Consider the following 16,880-nt stretch of genomic DNA (forward strand, 5'->3'; position numbering starts at 1 on the left):
GAATTACTTCTGGATCACGGATTCCTTGAAGGTGTCGATGGTCAGCTCGACGCGGCGGTCGCCTTCCAGGCAAGCCTGCAGAGCGGCTTTCTTCTTGAACTTCTTGGCCTTGCACTCGTCGGTCAGCTTGGCTTCGCTCTCGCCCTTGCCGACAGCGGTCACCTTCTCGGCCGGTACGCCAGCTGCCACGAAGTAGTTCTTCACGGCGTCGGCACGCTTCTGCGACAGAGCCTGGTTGTACTTTTCCGAACCCAGGTAGTCGGTGTGGCCGTCGACTTCGACCGACTTCAGGTTGGCGTCGCCCTTCAGACGGCTAACCAGCGGATCCAGTTCGTTCTTGGCGTCGGCGCGCAGATTGGTCTTGTTGAAGTCGAACAGAACCTTGGCGGACAGGGTCACTTTTTCTTTCACAGCAACCATGGCCGGTTTCGGTGCTTCGGCTACCGGAGTCGGGGCCGGCTTGGCGGCTTCCTTGTCACCGCACTCGACCAGACCTTCGGTGGCCTTGTCGAAGTAGGTGTTCTTCCAGCACTCGCCGTAGTTGTTGCGGGTTACCGCGTCGGTAGCTTGATCGGCGGTGTAGCCCGGTTTGGCGGCGAAAGCACTGGCGGACACCAGCAGAGCGGCAACCAACGCGCTCAGTTTCAACTGCTTGTTCATGTTATTCCCTCTTTAACAATACGCATCTTGGTGCGACGAAGCGCAATGGCGCCTATCAGCTTACTGCAAACTACAAAACAACAGGAAGATTGCCAAAGCTGTGTTTATGCATTCAAACCGCACTATAGAAATCCGGTCATGACCTGTCAATAATGCGGGTGACGCCAAAATACCAAGCCGGCGCAAAAATGTTGTTATTCGTACACCTTGCACCGGTTTTTTGTTTCAACTACGCAACACTTTTGTGATTGGTGTTGCGTCGGCGAAACAGTGGTTCTGGCTCGCGCCAAGTAGAGTGATAACGCTCGCTAAAGGTTCCAAAGCCCTTCAACGCATCTTCCAGCGCCTTGCCTTCCTTGATCTCGAAGCTGTTGAAGCCGACCTGCCACAGGTAATGCACCAGGTCCTGCCATACGTCCCCCAGTGCGCGCAGCTCGCCCCGATAGTGGTAACGCTCGCGCAGCAATCGGCCGATGCTGTAACCACGGCCATCGGTGAACGCCGGGAAGTCAACCGCCAACAGCGGGAAGGAAGTCAGGCGCCCGGCGAGTTCTCCCGGCTCATCGTCCGGCGCCAGCCATACCGCCACTTGCCCAGCGCGGTTTTGCCACGCCGAGGGCTCGACCTTCCAGGCGGAGAACGGCACGATCACATCGCGCTCGGGGGCCACCTCGGGCAGTTTCCCGTTCTCGTCCGGACGCAGCACCGCCCAGCTGTCGGTCACCACCAGACCATCTTTAATGATGCTTCGCATAAACGCGCTCCTTGAACGGTTCGAGGCCGATGCGGCGCACGGTTTCGATGAAGCGCTCGCCATCCTGGCGCTGCTCCACATACAGGTTCATGATCTTTTCGAAGGCCAGCGGCACGTCGGCCTGGGCAAAGGACGGCCCAATCACCTTGCCGATGGCGGTATGGTTGCCCTGGCTGCCACCCAGCGTAATCTGGTACCACTCCTCGCCGTTCTTGTCGACGCCGAGAATGCCGATGTTACCGATGTGATGATGGCCACAGGCGTTCATGCAACCGGAGAAGTTGCAGTCGATCTCGCCCAGATCGTGCAGGTAATCGAGGTCGTCGAACTTGCGCTGGATCGCCTCCGCCACCGGAATGGAGCGGGCGTTGGCGAGCGAACAGAAGTCGCCCCCCGGGCAGCAGATGATGTCGGTCAAGAGGCCGATATTCGGCGTGGCAAAACCCTGGCTGCGCGCCAGCTGCCATACTTCGTAAAGATCGTTCTCCTTGATGTCCGGCAGGATCACGTTCTGCTCGTGCGCCACGCGCACCTCGCCGAAGCCGAAGCGCTCCGACCAATCTGCCACCGCTTCCATCTGTTCCGCAGTGATGTCGCCCGGCGGCACGCCGGTCTTCTTCAGGGACAGCACCACCGAGCGATAGCCCGGCTGGCGATGGGTGCGGGTATTCTGCTCCACCCAGCGGGCAAAGGCGCGATCTTCGGCCAACTTGGCGGTAAACGCTTCCGGGTTGGGGGACAGCGTTTCGTAGGCCGGCGCGCCGAAGAAGCTGGCGTAATGGGCCACATCCTCGTCACGCAGCGTGGCCGCGCCATCCTTCAAGTGCAGCCACTCGTCCTCGACCTTGGCGGCAAAGCCCTGCGGGGTGAGCGCCTTGACCAGGATCTTGATACGTGCTTTGAACTTGTTGTCGCGACGACCATAGCGGTTGTAGACCCGCAGGATGGCATCGAGATAGGTCAGGATGTGACGGGTCGGCAAAAACTCGCGGATCACCTCGCCCACAATCGGGGTACGGCCGAGGCCGCCGCCGACGATCACCTTGAAGCCGATTTCGCCGTCAGCCGCCCGTACCACGTGCAGGCCGACGTCGTGCACCAGGGTAGCGGCGCGATCGTCGACCGACCCCGACACCGCGATCTTGAACTTGCGCGGCAGGAAGGCGAATTCCGGATGCAGCGTGCTCCACTGACGGATGATTTCGCAATAGGGGCGCGGATCGATCAGCTCGTCGGCGGCCACGCCGGCGAAGGCATCGGTGGTGGTGTTGCGTACGCAGTTGCCGGAGGTCTGGATGGAGTGCATCTCGACGTCAGCCAGTTCCGACAGGATGTCGGGCACGCGCTCCAGCGCCGGCCAGTTGAACTGCATGTTCTGGCGCGTGGTGAAGTGGCCGTAGCCCTTGTCGTAAGTGCGGGCGATGTGCGCCAGTTTGCGCAGCTGGCGGCTCGCCAGGTGGCCATAGGGAATGGCGATGCGGAACATCGGCGCGTGGCGCTGGATGTAGAGGCCGTTCATCAGCCGCAGGGGGCGGAACTCGTCCTCGGACAGCTCGCCCGCCAAAAAACGGCGGGTCTGATCGCGAAACTGCGCAACGCGCTCGCGAACAATGCGGTAATCGACTTCGTCGTAACGGTACATGGTGTGGCTTTACTCTGTCTCTAGGCCGTTCAGCGCTTGATGATGGAAACAGCGGACTGCTTCACGTGCAAGCCGCATTCCTTGTTCTCGGGATTCTCCCACCACCAGCGTCCGGCACGGATGTCTTCGCCGACGGAGATGGCCCGGGTACACGGGGCACAGCCGATCGACGGGTAATGGCGGTCGTGCAGCTCATTGTACGGCACCTGGTTTTCGCGGATATACGCCCAGACGTCCTTTTCGCTCCACTCGATCAGCGGATTGAATTTCATCAGGCCGTTGGCGGCGTCGAACTCGCGGTCGCCCAGGTCCTGACGCGTCGGCGACTGCTCACGACGCAGGCCGGTGATCCACGCCTTCTGCCCGGCCAGGGCACGCTTGAGCGGTTCGATCTTGCGGATATGGCAACAGGACTTGCGGTTCTCCACGCTGTCGTAGAAAGCGTTGATGCCGAATTCGTTGACGAAGGACTCGACCGCCGCGGTGTTGGGGAAATAGACCTGCACCGGGTTGGCCGGGTAGCGCTCATGCACCTGCTGCATCAGGGTATAGGTCTCGGCCGGCAGACGGCCGGTATCCAGACTGAAAATGCCGATCGGCAGCTGGAGCTTGGCGATCAAATCGGTCAGCACCATGTCCTCGGCGCCGAAACTGTTGGCCAGCACCGCCGGCGCATGATCGCGGGCGATTTCCTGCAGCAGGGCCTCGGTCTGGGCCAGCTTTGCCTCAAGGGTCATCAAACGCACTCCATAGAAACCTGAACGTAAACTTTTGCCATGCTAACGAACATCCTTATATTCCTAAAAGACTAATGTGTTAGTATTTAATTACTTCTGGTTTTAACGCGGATGTCCATCATGAAGCTGCAACAGCTACGTTATCTGGTCGAAGTCGCCAAGCAGGGGCTGAACGTGTCCGAAGCGGCCGAGAAACTGCACACCTCGCAACCCGGCATCTCCAAGCAGATTCGCCTGCTGGAAGACGAGCTTGGCATCCAGGTCTTCATCCGCAACGGCAAGCGCGTGGTATCGGTGTCCGAACCCGGCAAGGAAGTGCTGCGCATCGCCGAGCGCATCCTGCGCGAAGCCCAGAACCTCAAGCGTGTCGGCGACGAGTTCTCGCGCGAATCGGAAGGCGCACTGACCATCGCCACCACCCATACCCAGGCGCGCTACGCTCTGCCCCACACCATCGCCGAATTCCTCAAACGCTGCCCCAAGGTGCGCCTGTCGATCAAGCAAGGCAGTCCGACGCAGATCTGCGACATGGTGCTCTCCGGCGAAGCCGATCTCGCCATCGCCACCGAAGGCATCTCGCTCTACAAAGAGCTGGCGATGCTGCCCTGCTACGAGTGGAACCGCTGCGTGGTGGTGCCCAAGGGCCACGAACTGAGCCAGCTGGACCGCCCCCTCACCCTGGCCGACATCGCCCGCCATCCTATCATTACCTACGACTTCGCCTTTGCCGGTCGCTCCAAGATCAACCAGGCGTTCACCGACGCCGGCCTGACCCCCACCGTGGTGCTCACCGCGATCGACACCGACGTGATCAAGACCTACGTCTCGCTGGGTCTCGGGGTCGGCATCATCGCCAGCATGGCCTACGAACCGGAGCGGGATTTGGCGCTGACCGCCATCGATGCCAGCCATCTGTTCGAACCGTCCGTGACCAAGATCGGCATCCGCCGCGACGCCTATCTGCGCGGCTTCGCCTACACCTTCATCGAACTGTTCGCCCCCCACCTGCACCGCCGCGAGATCGACACGGCGCTGCTCGCCAGCGAACACGACAGCGACTAGGCCGAACTGCAAAAACAAAACGCCCCGCCGGCATCGCGCTGGCGGGGCGTTTGGACGATCCCCGTAAGAGACCGGATCAGAGCGTCAGGCCACCCGTCACCTCGATCGCCGCGCCATTGATGTAACTGGCGTCGTCGGACGCCAGGAAGGCGTAGACGTTGGCGATTTCCGACGGCTCGGCCATGCGCCGCATCGGCACCTTCTCTTCCATCGCCTGGATCACCTTTTCCGGCATGGACTTCAGGATGGGCGTGGCAACGAAGCCCGGGCACACGGCGTTGGCGCGAATGCCCTTCTTGCCGAGCTCCTTGGCCCAGGTCTTGACGAAGCCGATCACGCCGAACTTGGACGCGGCGTAGTTGGTCTGGCCGAAGTTGCCGTACACCCCCACCACCGACGACGCGTTCAGAATCACGCCGCCACCCTGCTCGATCATGGTGTCGACCACGGCCTTGGCACAGTTGTAGACACCCTTCAGATTGATGTCGATGACCTTGTCGAACTGCTCGTCGGTCATCTTCGTCAGCTGCGCATCCATCACGATGCCGGCATTGTTCACCAGTACATCGATACGGCCGTAGCGCGCCTTCAGGTCCCCCACCATATCGGCGATCTGGCCCCGATTGGTGACGTTCACCTGATAACCCACCGCCTCGCCACCGGCGGCCTTCAACTCGTCCACCACCGCATTGACCGCGTCGATGTTCAAGTCGCATACCGCCACGATGGCGCCCTCCTTGACGAACTTCTCGGCGGTAGCCTTGCCGATGCCGCTGGCCGCACCGGTGATGATCGATACTTTCCCTCGCAAACGCATAGCATTCCCTTCATAACACGTGAGACTAGCAACCCGAACTTGGGCAGGACGTCGGCTCCACCATCACCCTTAACCCAGGGTCGCCATAGGCTTTTATTGTTGTTCTGGTACAAAACGCGTGATGCAGTGCACATAGTGCACCGCATCACGAAAAATATAGCCTATCCCGTTCACGGGACAAAGCTTTGTTTACAAACGGTTACCTTTATTCCAGGCCCTTGCTGCTCAGGTAGGACTCGTAATCGCCGGTGTAATGCTCGTAGCCACCCTTGCCGTCCAACTCCAGAATCTGGGTCGCCAGCGAGCTGACGAACTGACGGTCGTGCGACACGAAAATCAGGGTGCCCTTGAACGACTCCAGGGCCATGTTCAGCGACTCGATCGACTCCATGTCCATATGGTTGGTCGGCTCGTCCATCAGCATCACGTTCGGCTTGGTCAGGATCAGCTTGCCATACAGCATGCGGCCCTTTTCGCCGCCCGACAGTACGCGCACCGCCTTGGTCACGTCGTCGCCGCCGAACAACAATCGGCCCAGGGTGCCGCGGATCACCTGCTCGTCGTCACCGTCCTGACCCCATTCGCGCATCCATTCCGTCAGGGTCTTGTCGCTGTCGAACTCGGCCTCGTGGTCCTGCGCGTAGTAACCTACCTGCGCCTTCTCCGCCCACTTGATCTGGCCGGCATCGGCCACGACACCTTCGGCCAACTTGGCGTCGTACGCGCCCGCCAGCAGTTTCATCAGTGTCGATTTACCGGCACCGTTCGGGCCAATGATGGCCAGGCGCTCACCGGCGTCGAGGATCAGGTCGAGATTCTTGAACAGCGCCTTGTCGAAGGACTTGGACAAGCCCTCGATCGATACTGCCTGGCGGTGCAGCTTGTTCTTGTCTTCCACTTCAAAGCGGATGAACGGGTTCTGACGGCTCGACGGCTTGACCGTCACCATCTCCGCCTTCAGCTTGTCGGCCTGCTTGAGGCGGCTGGTCGCCTGGCGTGCCTTGGACTTGTTGGCCGAGAAGCGCGCGGCGAATTCGTGCAGTTCCTGGATGCGTTCCTTGGCCTTGGCGTTGCTCGACAACTGACGTTCACGCGCCTGCGTCGAAGCGATCATGTAGTCGTCGTAGTTGCCCGGGTAGATCTGGATGGTGTTGTAGTCCAGATCGGCCATATGGGTGCACACTTCGTTCAGGAAGTGGCGATCGTGCGAAATGATGATCATGGTGGAGTTGCGCTCGTTCAGCACGTGCTCCAGCCAGCGGATGGTGTTGATGTCCAGGTTGTTGGTCGGTTCGTCCAGCAGCAGCACATCCGGGTCCGAGAACAGGGCCTGGGCCAGCAGCACGCGCAGCTTGAAGCCCGGAGCGACTTCACTCATCGGGCCGTTGTGCAATTCCAGCGGGATGCCGACACCGAGCAGGAGCTCGCCGGCACGGGCCTCGGCAGTATAGCCACCGTACTCGGCGAACTTCGCCTCCAGCTCGGCCGCGTGCATGTAGTCGTCTTCGGTCGCCTCGAGGTTGGCGTAGATGGCATCGCGCTCGCTCATCGCCGCCCACATCTCGGTGTGCCCCATCAGCACCACGTCGAGCACACGCTGGTCTTCGTAGCCAAACTGATCCTGGCGCAGCTTGCCCAGGCGCACGCCATTCTCGATGGCCACTTCGCCGGAGCTTTGCTCGAGATCGCCGCCCAGGATTTTCATAAAGGTGGACTTGCCGGAACCGTTGGCGCCGATCAGGCCATAACGGTTGCCTTCACCGAATTTGACCGAAACCTTCTCGAACAGAGGTTTCGCGCCAAACTGCATGGTAATGTTCTGTGTACTAATCACGCTGTAGATCCTTCAGCCAGATCGCCGTAAGTATCGGAAAAACGAAGGATTCTAGCACATCCACCCGCCCTTCCGCGATCACAGCACCGATCGGGCGCACGCCCTTTTGCCATGCAGGGGAATTCCGCTACAATCGAAGGCCTCTCGAAACCCTAATAAATAGGCTGAACTATGCTTACCGGTAGCTTGGTCGCGCTGGTCACCCCGATGCACGAGGATGGTCAGGTCGACTTCGAATCCCTCAAGCGTCTCGTCGACTTCCACATTGACAACGGCACGGACGGCATCGTCGCGGTCGGCACAACCGGCGAATCGGCAACCCTCGGCGTCGAGGAGCACATTGCCGTCGTCGAGGCGGTGGTCAAGCATGCAGCCAAACGTGTCGCGGTCGTTGCCGGTACGGGTGCCAATTCGACCGCCGAGGCGATCGAATTGGCAGAGCACGCCCGCAAGGTCGGCGTCGACATGACCCTGTCGGTGGTGCCGTACTACAACAAGCCGACCCAGGAAGGCATGTACCAGCACTTCCGCGCCATTGCCGAATCGGTCGACATCCCGGTCATCTTGTACAACGTGCCGGGCCGCACCGTCGCCGACATGAACAACGACACCGCGCTGCGCCTGGCCCAGATTCCCAACATCGTCGGCATCAAGGACGCCACCGGTGATATCGGCCGCGCTTGCGACCTGGCGCTGCGTGCGCCGCAAGGCTTCGCCCTCTACTCGGGCGACGACCCCACCGGCATGGCCTTCATGCTGTGCGGCGGCCACGGCGTCATTTCCGTTACCGCCAACGTCGCGCCAAAGCTGATGAGCGAGCTGTGCAAAGCCTCGCTCGCTGGCGATACGGCCCGAGCGCGCGCCATCAACGACAAGCTGCAAGGCCTGCACAAGCAGCTGTTCGTCGAACCGAACCCGATTCCGGCCAAGTGGGCACTGCAGCAGATGGGACGGATCCCTGCCGGGCTGCGCCTGCCGCTGACCCCGCTGACCGACGCTGCAACCACGGCCGTCCGCGCCGCGATGCAGCAGGCGGAAGTCCTCTAAAACCCCCATTCAATGGGAGAACGCATGAAACGAAGCGCGCCTGCCGCGATTCTGCTGCTGACCGGCCTGATGGCCGGTTGCAGTACCTCCGAACCGCTCCAGAACAAGCTCGACTACAAGTCGGAAGCACCGACCCAGACCAACAAGCTGGAGGTTCCGCCTGATTTGACCGCCCCGCAGATCCAGAACCGCTACGAGCTGCCGCGCTCGGGGGTGGCCTCGCTGAACGAGCTCAACCAGGCCCAGGGCAGCAGTAAAGCCCCGGCCAGCACGGAGTCGGCCGCCGTCACCAAGGTCGACAACGTGCGCATGGAACGGGCTGGCTCGCAACGTTGGCTGGTCGCCGAGCACAAGCAGCCGGAGGAGCTCTGGCCGGTGCTGAAGGCGTTCTGGCAAGACAATGGTTTCGTGATCAAGACCGAAGACCCGCAACTGGGCATCATGGAAACCGACTGGGCCGAGAACCGCGCCAAACTGCCGAACGACGTGATCCGCAAGTTCATGGAAACCGTGGGTCTGGGCAACGTCTACTCCACCGCCGAGCGCGACAAGTTCCGCATCCGCGTCGAGAAGACCGCCGCCGGGACCGAGGTGTACTTCTCGCATCGCGGCATGTACGAAGTGTTTGTCGACGAAGGCAAGTCGGAAACCAAGTGGCAGCCGCGTCCGGCCGATCCGCAGTTGGAAGCCGAACTGCTCGGCCGCTTCATGATCCGCCTCGGCCAGACCGAGGAAAGAGCGAAGGAAGCGATCAAGCAGACCCAGACCCCGGAAGCCCCGAACAGCCAGATCGTGAACGGCACACTGACGGTCAACGACGGCTTCGACCGCGCCTGGCGTCGTGTCGGCTTGGCGCTGGACCGTATCGGCCTGGCGGTGTCGGATCGCAACCGCGCCCAGGGCATCTACTACGTCAAACCGGTTAAGGGTGAGGCGGAGAGCGGCAAGACCGAGAAATCCGGCGGTTTCTGGTCGAGCCTCGCGTTCTGGAGCAGTGGCGACAAGAACGAGGCGGCGCCGAAAGACGAGGAGTTCCTGGTACAGCTGAAGGAAGACAGTCCGGGCAAGACCCAGATTGCTCTCACCGATAAGGCAGGCAAACCGCTGCCGCCGGCGCAGACCCGTACGGCGCTTGGCAAGCTGCAGGCCGAGCTCCAGTAAGCCCCGCCTGACCATAAAAAAACCCGCGCGAAGCGGGTTTTTTTATGGCCGGCAGTGCACCGGGCATAAAAAAACCGACCCTAGGGTCGGTTTTTTGAACAGCACCAGATTACTGAGCAGCGGAAGCAGCAGCCGGAGCGGAGGCTTCAGCAGCAGCCGGAGCCGAAGCTTCCGGAGCAGCAGCCGGAGCGGAAGCTTCAACGGCCGGAGCGGAGGCTTCTACTTTCGGAGCTTCTTCTTTCTTGCCGCAAGCGGACAGAGCAACGGCGAGCAGGGCAGCAACGAGGAGCGACTGTTTCATTTTTAAGACCTTTGACTTTAAGTAATGAGAACAATTTTTCAGCAAAAATCGCTCCTGGCTAACCGGAAGCGACTGAAATTTTTCAGTGGGCAAATTGTAGCATGAAAAAAACGGCTGTACAGAGGGCACGGCCGGCAAAACGGCCACAGCACCATGAATTTTTTCTTGCAGTGCAGCAAACGGCTCCAAACAAGGGTTTCCCCACCTAGCAATTCGCTTCCGAACCAGCATTGAGGCAAAACAACCAATATCATGTTGCAATCATGCAACACTGTCGGCGATATGCCAAAACCCTGACAAATAGCCCTCATAGAGAACATCGCTCATCGCATCCGAAAATGCCTGCCCTGCCAGCTTGCGGGCGTTGGCGAAGCGTTGCCAGTCCGCCACGTCGGCTGCGTCGACCTCCAAGCGCTCGCCATTGCAGTACAGCGCTTCGCCACGGAACAGTATCTGGCTCTTGGCGTCGAGCACCACCCCGGCCAGGGCCGCCTGTGCGACAAACTCGTCGAACTCGAGCGGCTCGTCTGGCGCATCGTAAAACACGTGCGGCTTGGGCTCGGTCAGGTAGTGGCCGAGGAAATCGCCCACCGTGCTGCCATCCCATTTGATGAGCTGCAGCATGCGCTCGACCTGGGTCACCATGGCGTCGCTGATGGCGGCTGGATCGGTCGTCTGCGACTGGAGGTCGGGATCGGCATAGCGGCCATCGAAGCAGGCCCGGTCCTGCAGGTATACCAGGAACTGGGTGGTCAGCTCCTGAACCGAAGGCGCCCTGAAGCCGATGGAGTAGGTCATGCCCGGCTCCAGCGCGACACCGTAATGGGCGTAGCGCGGCGGCAGGTAGAGCATGTCGCCGTGCTCCAGCACGAACTCCTGCTCCGCCTCGAAGTGCTCCAGCACCTTGATCGGGGCATCCTCGATGAAAGCCTCATCCTTCTGAGCGGAAATCTGCCAGCGTTTCTGACCGCCGACCTGCAGCAGGAACACGTCGTAAGAGTCGAAATGAGGACCGACCGTGCCGCCGGGGGGGCGTAGCTGATCATCAGGTCGTCAAGACGGGCGTACGGAATGAAGTTGAAGCGCCACAACAGTTCATCGATATGCGGCACGTGGTGATTCACGTTCTGCACCAGGATGGTCCAGTCGCTGGCCGGCAGGCGCTTGAAGCGCGAGGGGCGGAACGGACCGCTCTCCAGCTTCCAGCGCCCCTGGTTGAATTCGATCAGGCGCGACTCGACATCGTCCTGCATGGCCAGTTCGGCCAGCCAGTCGAAATCGACGTGCGGTCCGACCTCCTTGAGCGCGCCACGGATCAACAGGGGCTTCTTGTGCCAGTATTCTTTCAGGAATTGTTCGGGCGTGATGCCGCCCAGGAGGCTCAGGGGAGTCATGGCAGTTTCTCGGTTAGCGGGTGCTGCAATGGTTTACAATACGCTTCAGGCGGTACCGCCCAGCATCTGTTTGCTGCAGGCGCAGGGAACGCTAGGCGTTCCGCGCCTGTCGAATTTATCTATTTATTGCACGGACAACTCTCATGCAAATCGCCAAAAATACCGTCGTTACCCTCCACTATGAGATGTTCGACGCTGACAATACCCTCCTCGACAAAACCGAGGAGCCCATCAGCTATCTGCACGGTGGCTACGACGGCATCTTCCCGCTGGTGGAAGAGGCACTGCAAGGCAAGGTGGTCGGCGACTCCATCGACGTGAAGATGGAGCCGGATGATGCCTTCGGCACGCCGGAAGAAGAGCTGGTCCGCGTCGAACCGCTGGACGTGTTCCCGGCCGACGTCGAAGTGGGCATGATGTTCGAGGCCGACGATCCGGAAACCGGCGATGTTCTGCTGTTCCGTGTCACCGACATCGCCGACGGCAAGGCCGTGGTCGATGCCAATCACCCGCTGGCCGGCCTGACCATCCGCTTCGTCGCCAAGGTGGTGGAAATCCGCGCCGCCAGCGCCGACGAAGTCAGCCACGGCCACGCCCACGGCGAACACGGCCACCACCACTGATCCCGGGCGGCCTTCATGCCGCCTGCTTCAGCGCCGGAACCGGAGCAAGCCCAGCAGGGCGACGCCGGTTCCGATCGCCAGCCTCACCTCGTATTCCTCATGATGCTTCGGCCAACCTCGCACGGCCGCAAACGCCATCACCAGCAGCAATAGCCCGCTCAGCACCAGCAGCAGCCGTTCCGTCACCCTCGCCGGCCATCCTTGCGGCCGGGCATGGTGCAGCGCCAGCCGCATCACCCCCCAGCCCAGCAATGCCCCGGCCAGCACATCGAGCGGCCAGTGCACCCCAATCGCAAGGCGCGACCATCCGACCAGCGCCGCAGCCACGATCAGCAATGCCGTACTCCAGCGCCCCGCCTTCGGGTCGGCGCTCCAGGCCGTTGCCAGCAAGGCCGACGCCATGGCATGACCGGAAGGAAAGGACCCGTTGCGGGGCAAGGCATCCAGCAACTGCACCGCCCCTGCCGGCAGAACCAGCGGCGGGCGCGGTACCGCGAAGAAAGCCTTGAGCAAGATCGCCAGGAGAATCGCCAAGAACGACCCTGCGATCAGTGCCGGCAAGCGCTGAGGCTGACGCCAGGCGAGCGGCAGCAACAACGCGATCACGGTTTTCCAGTCGCCGAAAACGCTGGCGAGACGCCAGAACGCCCCCGGCAGCCGGCGGGCCGATTGGTGCAAAAACAGGAAGAGGTGCTGGTTCCAGTCGGGCCACAGCGCCAGTATGGCGGCCGACAGCACGAGCAGCAGCGGCCACAGGCGGCAGGCCCGCGGCACCATCAGGTTGCCTTGCGCCCCAGCGTCACCCGGTCGAGCCCCGCCAGATCGGGCAGGGTCTCGACCTCGGCCAGACCGACGGCGTGGAACAGCGCACGCACGGCGTCGCCCTGGTCGTAGCCGTGCTCGACCATCAGCCAGCCGCCCGGCACCAGTCGCTCCGGAGCGCCGCGGGCGATTTCGCGCAGGCAGCTCAGCCCGTCGTTTTCGTCGGTCAACGCCAGGCGCGGTTCGAAGCGCACGTCGCCTTGCTCCAGATGGCGATCCGCCGCGGCGATGTAGGGCGGGTTGGACACGATCAGGTCGAAGACCGCGGCCGGAGGCAACGGAGCATACCAGCTACCCTGGAAGAACGTCACCGGTGCCGCCAGCCGCGCCGCGTTCTGACGCGCAATCGCCAGCGCGGCGTCGGACACGTCCACCGCGCTCACCTGCCACTGCGGAGCCTCCAGCGCCAGCGTCACCGCGATCGCGCCGGAACCGCACCCCAGATCGACCACCTGTGCCGGGCTTCGGCCCACCCTGGCCAGTGCCGCCTCGACCAGATGCTCGGTTTCGGGACGCGGGATCAGCACTGCCGGCGAGACCAGGAACAGGCGGCCGTAGAATTCGCGCTCGCCCAGCAGGTAGGCGATCGGCTCGCCGCTCAGACGCCGTTCGGCCAGCGCGACAAAAGCCGCCTCCTGCACCGGGCTCAGCTCCAGCTCTGGATAGCCGACCAGCTTGGCCGGGGTGAAGCCGGTCACCTGCATCAGCAGCAGCCGCGACTCCAGTCGCGGCAAGGGATAACGGCGCAGGGCTTGGTCGATGGTCATGATGGGCTTACAGCAGCAACAGGGTCGCCAGACCGAGGAAGATGAAGAACCCGCCGGAATCGGTACAGGCCGTGATCATCACGCTGGAGCCGACCGCCGGGTCCTTGCCGAATTTTTCCATGGTCAGCGGGATGTACACCCCCATGGTCGCGGCCAACATCAGGTTAAGGGTGGTCGCCGCCACCATCACCAGGCCCAGCGCCAGGTTGCCGTACAAGGCCCAGGCCAGCAGGCCCAGCACGCTGCCCCACACCAGCCCGTTCATGGCGCTGACGCCCAGCTCCTTGCGCCACAGCCGCGCCGCCTGCCCGGGTTGCAACTGCCCCATGGCCAAGGCGCGCACGATCATGGTGATGGTCTGGTTGCCGGAATTGCCGCCGATGCCGGCGACGATCGGCATCAGCGCGGCCAGCGCGACGATCTTCTGGATCGACCCCTCGAACGCGCCGATCACGCGCGAGGCGACGAAGGCGGTGCACAGGTTGATCGCCAGCCAGGCCCAGCGGTTCTTCACCGAGTCGATGACCGGGGCGAACAGGTCTTCCTCTTCCTTCAGACCGGCCAGGTTGAGCACTTCGCTTTCCGACTCTTCGCGGATCACGTCGACCATCTCATCCACGGTCAGGCGCCCGATCAGCAGGCCCTTGTCGTCGATCACCGGCGCCGTCACCAGGTCGTAGCGTTCGAACGCCAGCGCGGCGTCGGCGGCCTCTTCCTCGGGATGGAAGGTTACCACCTCGGTAGCCATCACCTCCTGCACCTGGGCGTCCGGGTCGGCGACCAGCAGCTTGCGCACCGGCAGCACGCCCTTGAGAACGCCCTCCTCGTCGGTCACGAAGATCTTGTCGGTGTGCGACGGCAGTTCGTCGAAACGGCGCAGATAACGCAGCACCACCTCGCAGCTGACGTCGGCGCGGATCTTGACCAGCTCGAAGTCCATCAGCGCGCCGACCCGGTCCTCGTCGTAGGACAGCGCGGACTGCAGCTGGGCACGCTCCTGCTCGTCGAGGCTGCCCATAACCTCGTACACCACCTGGCGCGGCAGGTCGGCGGCGAGATCGGCCAGTTCGTCGGTATCGAGCTGCTCGGCGGCGGCCACCAGCTCGTGCTGCTCCATCGACTCGATGAGGGTTTCCCGCACCGCGTCGGAGACTTCCAGCAGGATTTCGCCGTCTTGCTCGGCCTTGACCAGATCCCATACCAGCAAACGGTCTTCGAGCGGCAGCGCCTCCAGAATGTGGGCGACGTCGGCGGGGTGGAGCTGGCTCAGCTTGTGCTGCAGTTCGACCAGGTTCTGCTTGTGAACCAGGTTCTCGACCAGGTCGTGCTTTTCCATCTCCTGGCGATGGACCAAGTCTTCGACCAGCCGGTGGCGCTCGATCAGGCGCTGCACCTGGCTCAGGTTTTCCTGCAGACGATCAGTGGGTTGTTTCTTTTCGACAACCGTCATGCACGCCTCCTTCCGCCTCAGCGGAAGTGCACGCGCACTGCGGTCCTGAAGGCGGGGATTATTCGATAATAGAGTAACGGGATTTCGTTACAGGATAACTGGGTAAGTCCATGCGTTAATGCCGTGCGCGGCACGGCCAAACGAAAAGAAAGGCGGGATTCTAGCACGTGAAGGCCCCGGGTTCCAGCCGGAAACCCGGGGAAAACACGCCGGATCAGGGCAATTCGGCGTAGGAAAGGCGGCGCTGGATGATATGCGCCTTGCGCGCCAGGCCGCGCGCTCCGCGGTGCTCGTCGTAATAGCGCGGATTCGGCACCATGGCGGCCAGCCTGGCGGCTTGCGACGCGGACAGGTTGCTGGCTCCGGTGCGGTAGTAGTAGCGGGAAGCCGCCTCGGCGCCGAACACCCCGTTACCCCATTCGATCACGTTGAGGTAGATCTCGAAGATGCGCCGCTTGTCCATCACCGCTTCCAGCATCACCGTGATCATGGCTTCTTCCAGCTTGCGCCAGGGGGTCTTGTGTCCGGACAGGAACAGGTTCTTGGCCAGTTGCTGGCTGATGGTCGAGCCGCCGGCGACAATCTTGCCCCGTTTCATGTTCTTCTCGAAGGCACTCTCGATGCCGTCCCAGTCGAAGCCCTCGTGGTCGACGAACTTGGCGTCCTCGGCGGCGATGATGGCGCGCTTGAGGTTGGCCGAAATGCGCTGATACGGCACCCACTTGTGGTGCAGCTCGGCGTCCGGGTTCTCTTCCTGCAGGCGCGCCAGCTGCTCGTTCATGAAGGCGCTGGCGGACGGGTTGTTGGTGCGCCAGTACAGCACGTGCCCGAAAATCCACAGGTTATACAGCACAAGGGCGGCCACCAGGGCCGCCCCGATCTTGAGCAGGAGACGCATCAGGCCAGCACGTCTCGCAGCATGTTGGTGACCTTGCGGGTTTCCGGCTGCACGCCGTGCCAGATCGAGAACGATTCGGCGGCCTGCTCGACCAGCATGCCCAAGCCGTCGGCCAGCATGCCGGCGTTTTCCGACTGGGCGCGCTTCAGGAACGGCGTCAGGCCCTTGCTGTAAACCATGTCGTAGGCCAGGGTGCGGGCGGTGAACACGCCGTACGGGACCGGCGGCAGCTCGTTGCTGAGGCTGGTCGAGGTGGCATTGATCACCAGGTCGAAGGTCTTGCCTTCCAGTCCTTCATATCCGGTGGCGTTGATCTCGCCCCAGGCGGCAAACTGGTGCGCCAGCGCCTCGGCCTTGATCAGGGTGCGGTTGGCGATGGTCAGCGCGGCCGGCTTCTGCTCCAGGATCGGCGCCAGCACACCGCGCACCGCGCCACCCGCGCCCAGGATCAGCACGCGCTGACCGGCGATCGGGAAGTCGAGGTTTTCCACGATGTCGCGCACCAGACCGACGCCGTCGGTGTTGTCGCCGTAGACCTTGCCGTCGCGGAAGGTCAGGGTGTTCACCGCCTCAGCGGCGCGCGCGCGCGGTCAGTTCGGTTGCCATGCGATAGGCGTTGCCCTTGAACGGCAGGGTGACGTTCATGCCCTTGCCGCCCGCCGCGACGAACTCGGCGACGACCTGATCGAACTTGTCGAGTTCGGCGAACAGCTTCTCGTACTGGATGTCGAGCTGGCTGGCGCGGGCGAACTCCGTATGGATGAACGGAGACTGACTGTGGGAGATGGGGTTGCCGATGACGGCGTAACGGTCGGTCATGATTCTGCTTTCTCGATATTGCTCAACGACGGCCAATACGCTTGCAGCGCGCGGCGATGTCATTAATGGTAATTCTTTCAACTCTGCACTTT

Annotated in this window: 16 protein-coding genes and 1 pseudogene; 4 read left to right on the plus strand and 13 right to left on the minus strand. The window is 62.1% G+C overall.

Annotation, left to right across the window (positions count from 1 at the left end; translation table 11 throughout):
• Positions 1-3: 3 nt before the first annotated feature.
• The 4 genes from ABKF58_RS01520 to ABKF58_RS01535 form a co-directional block, all read right to left on the minus strand.
• Positions 4-660: an OmpA family protein gene (locus ABKF58_RS01520; RefSeq protein ID WP_482583162.1), complete on the minus strand. Its 657-nt coding sequence runs from the start codon at positions 658-660 to the stop codon at positions 4-6.
• Between the two features lie 229 nt (positions 661-889).
• A complete protein-coding gene (locus tag ABKF58_RS01525) occupies positions 890-1,414 on the minus strand; it encodes a DUF934 domain-containing protein (protein WP_482583163.1) in 525 nt (174 codons plus the stop codon).
• Positions 1,398-3,056 (minus strand): nitrite/sulfite reductase, encoded by a 1,659-nt coding sequence (locus tag ABKF58_RS01530; protein ID WP_482583164.1) that lies wholly within the window; start codon positions 3,054-3,056, stop codon positions 1,398-1,400. Before ABKF58_RS01530 ends, ABKF58_RS01525 begins: the two co-directional genes overlap by 17 nt.
• 29 nt (positions 3,057-3,085) lie before the next feature.
• Positions 3,086-3,793 (minus strand): phosphoadenylyl-sulfate reductase, encoded by a 708-nt coding sequence (locus ABKF58_RS01535; RefSeq protein ID WP_482583165.1) that lies wholly within the window; start codon positions 3,791-3,793, stop codon positions 3,086-3,088.
• Between the two features lie 120 nt (positions 3,794-3,913).
• On the opposite strand from ABKF58_RS01535, the gene cysB reads away from it, so the two are divergent.
• Entirely contained in the window at positions 3,914-4,855 is a 942-nt protein-coding gene (cysB, locus tag ABKF58_RS01540; RefSeq protein ID WP_482583166.1) for an HTH-type transcriptional regulator CysB, read from the plus strand.
• A 76-nt stretch (positions 4,856-4,931) separates the two neighbouring features.
• Here cysB and ABKF58_RS01545 read toward each other — a convergent pair whose 3' ends face one another.
• Both ABKF58_RS01545 and ABKF58_RS01550 read right to left on the minus strand, forming a co-directional pair.
• Positions 4,932-5,672, minus strand: coding sequence for a beta-ketoacyl-ACP reductase (locus ABKF58_RS01545; RefSeq protein WP_008953265.1), 741 nt, complete (start codon positions 5,670-5,672; stop codon positions 4,932-4,934).
• 205 nt (positions 5,673-5,877) lie between these two features.
• The gene (locus tag ABKF58_RS01550; protein ID WP_294866336.1) at positions 5,878-7,506 is read right to left on the minus strand and encodes an ABC-F family ATPase; all 1,629 of its coding nucleotides are present in this window, start codon (positions 7,504-7,506) and stop codon (positions 5,878-5,880) included.
• 171 nt (positions 7,507-7,677) lie between these two features.
• Between ABKF58_RS01550 and dapA the strand changes: the two genes are divergently transcribed.
• Entirely contained in the window at positions 7,678-8,553 is an 876-nt protein-coding gene (gene dapA / locus ABKF58_RS01555; RefSeq protein ID WP_008953267.1) for a 4-hydroxy-tetrahydrodipicolinate synthase, read from the plus strand.
• Positions 8,554-8,577: 24 nt separating this feature from the next.
• Positions 8,578-9,714 (plus strand): outer membrane protein assembly factor BamC, encoded by a 1,137-nt coding sequence (gene bamC / locus ABKF58_RS01560; protein WP_482583167.1) that lies wholly within the window; start codon positions 8,578-8,580, stop codon positions 9,712-9,714.
• Positions 9,715-9,823: 109 nt separating this feature from the next.
• Here bamC and ABKF58_RS01565 read toward each other — a convergent pair whose 3' ends face one another.
• Both ABKF58_RS01565 and ABKF58_RS01570 read right to left on the minus strand, forming a co-directional pair.
• Positions 9,824-10,204, minus strand: coding sequence for a hypothetical protein (locus ABKF58_RS01565; protein ID WP_482583168.1), 381 nt, complete (start codon positions 10,202-10,204; stop codon positions 9,824-9,826).
• Between the two features lie 72 nt (positions 10,205-10,276).
• Positions 10,277-11,005 carry a ribosomal protein uL16 3-hydroxylase gene (locus tag ABKF58_RS01570; protein ID WP_482583169.1) on the minus strand — a complete coding sequence of 243 codons (729 nt, stop codon included), beginning with the start codon at positions 11,003-11,005 and terminating at the stop codon, positions 10,277-10,279.
• Positions 11,006-11,552: 547 nt separating this feature from the next.
• Between ABKF58_RS01570 and ABKF58_RS01575 the strand changes: the two genes are divergently transcribed.
• Positions 11,553-12,032, plus strand: coding sequence for an FKBP-type peptidyl-prolyl cis-trans isomerase (locus ABKF58_RS01575; RefSeq protein WP_482583170.1), 480 nt, complete (start codon positions 11,553-11,555; stop codon positions 12,030-12,032).
• A 27-nt stretch (positions 12,033-12,059) separates the two neighbouring features.
• On the opposite strand, the gene ABKF58_RS01580 is transcribed toward ABKF58_RS01575, so the two are convergent.
• The 5 genes and pseudogenes from ABKF58_RS01580 to aroE all read right to left on the minus strand — a co-directional run bounded on the left by ABKF58_RS01580 (position 12,060) and on the right by aroE (position 16,788).
• The gene (locus ABKF58_RS01580; protein WP_482583171.1) at positions 12,060-12,809 is read right to left on the minus strand and encodes a phosphatase PAP2 family protein; all 750 of its coding nucleotides are present in this window, start codon (positions 12,807-12,809) and stop codon (positions 12,060-12,062) included.
• Positions 12,809-13,621 carry a peptide chain release factor N(5)-glutamine methyltransferase gene (gene prmC, locus ABKF58_RS01585; protein ID WP_482583172.1) on the minus strand — a complete coding sequence of 271 codons (813 nt, stop codon included), beginning with the start codon at positions 13,619-13,621 and terminating at the stop codon, positions 12,809-12,811. Before prmC ends, ABKF58_RS01580 begins: the two co-directional genes overlap by 1 nt.
• A gap of 7 nt (positions 13,622-13,628) precedes the next feature.
• The gene (mgtE, locus tag ABKF58_RS01590) at positions 13,629-15,071 is read right to left on the minus strand and encodes a magnesium transporter (RefSeq protein ID WP_014086104.1); all 1,443 of its coding nucleotides are present in this window, start codon (positions 15,069-15,071) and stop codon (positions 13,629-13,631) included.
• 214 nt (positions 15,072-15,285) lie between these two features.
• A complete protein-coding gene (gene mtgA, locus ABKF58_RS01595) occupies positions 15,286-15,969 on the minus strand; it encodes a monofunctional biosynthetic peptidoglycan transglycosylase (RefSeq protein ID WP_482583173.1) in 684 nt (227 codons plus the stop codon).
• Positions 15,969-16,788 (minus strand): annotated as a pseudogene (gene aroE, locus ABKF58_RS01600) (shikimate dehydrogenase). Before aroE ends, mtgA begins: the two are co-directional and overlap by 1 nt.
• Positions 16,789-16,880 lie beyond the last annotated feature (92 nt).

The organism is Pseudogulbenkiania sp. AW2-16, assembly GCF_056824575.1.

Coding starts and splice junctions, on each gene's coding strand:
- ABKF58_RS01520 (WP_482583162.1), bottom strand. CDS start 660: ATGAACAAGCAGTTGAAACTGAGCGCGTTGGTTGCCGCTCTGCTGGTG.
- ABKF58_RS01525 (WP_482583163.1), bottom strand. CDS start 1,414: ATGCGAAGCATCATTAAAGATGGTCTGGTGGTGACCGACAGCTGGGCG.
- ABKF58_RS01530 (WP_482583164.1), bottom strand. CDS start 3,056: ATGTACCGTTACGACGAAGTCGATTACCGCATTGTTCGCGAGCGCGTT.
- ABKF58_RS01535 (WP_482583165.1), bottom strand. CDS start 3,793: ATGACCCTTGAGGCAAAGCTGGCCCAGACCGAGGCCCTGCTGCAGGAA.
- cysB (WP_482583166.1), top strand. CDS start 3,914: ATGAAGCTGCAACAGCTACGTTATCTGGTCGAAGTCGCCAAGCAGGGG.
- ABKF58_RS01545 (WP_008953265.1), bottom strand. CDS start 5,672: ATGCGTTTGCGAGGGAAAGTATCGATCATCACCGGTGCGGCCAGCGGC.
- dapA (WP_008953267.1), top strand. CDS start 7,678: ATGCTTACCGGTAGCTTGGTCGCGCTGGTCACCCCGATGCACGAGGAT.
- bamC (WP_482583167.1), top strand. CDS start 8,578: ATGAAACGAAGCGCGCCTGCCGCGATTCTGCTGCTGACCGGCCTGATG.
- ABKF58_RS01575 (WP_482583170.1), top strand. CDS start 11,553: ATGCAAATCGCCAAAAATACCGTCGTTACCCTCCACTATGAGATGTTC.
- ABKF58_RS01580 (WP_482583171.1), bottom strand. CDS start 12,809: ATGGTGCCGCGGGCCTGCCGCCTGTGGCCGCTGCTGCTCGTGCTGTCG.
- prmC (WP_482583172.1), bottom strand. CDS start 13,621: ATGACCATCGACCAAGCCCTGCGCCGTTATCCCTTGCCGCGACTGGAG.
- mgtE (WP_014086104.1), bottom strand. CDS start 15,071: ATGACGGTTGTCGAAAAGAAACAACCCACTGATCGTCTGCAGGAAAAC.
- mtgA (WP_482583173.1), bottom strand. CDS start 15,969: ATGCGTCTCCTGCTCAAGATCGGGGCGGCCCTGGTGGCCGCCCTTGTG.